The 511-nt window shown below is 49.9% G+C and carries 1 protein-coding gene; it reads right to left on the minus strand.

All coding sequences use genetic code 11. The features are described 5' to 3' along the window. Positions 1-511: hypothetical protein (locus HMPREF9420_RS01845; protein ID WP_044079027.1), on the minus strand; the 511-nt coding region annotated here is incomplete at both ends.

The following is a 511-nucleotide window of genomic DNA, read 5'->3' on the forward strand; positions in this document are numbered from 1 at the left end:
TACTATTGCCGCCGGAGCTCCTTCGAAATACAGCATGGCATTCTCGCATCCCTTAATCAGGTCTTCCTTGCGCTGCGACCATACGGCCTCACAGTAGGTGTAATGACTGAATGGAAGGATGGCAACAAAGACTTCGGCCTTCTTTGTCTCGCCTGTCATCTCATCGACAACTTCAAGCCAGTCACCGGCAAAATCAACATACATCTGGTCTGCGGCATAGTGTTCGACATGGCCGACGACCTTGATGTGGAACTTGTACTGGCGGACTGCTCGCTTGAAGGAAGACAGCTGAAGACCATCAGGATACTCGGAATGATACTCCTTGAAAAGTTTCCTGACACTCATCCCTTTACGTGTCAGGCGGGATACATATCCGGGAAGCAAAGCCTCCAATTCAATCCTTTTGGAAGATGGCTCCCGACGTCGGGATTCCATACTGCCAAACATCTCATGTAACTGCTCCTCGGAAAGGGAGAGAAGCTGAGCGATGCTTTTCCCACTTGAAAGGAAT

The organism is Segatella salivae DSM 15606, assembly GCF_000185845.1.
Classification (GTDB): Bacteria; Bacteroidota; Bacteroidia; order Bacteroidales; family Bacteroidaceae; genus Prevotella; species Prevotella salivae.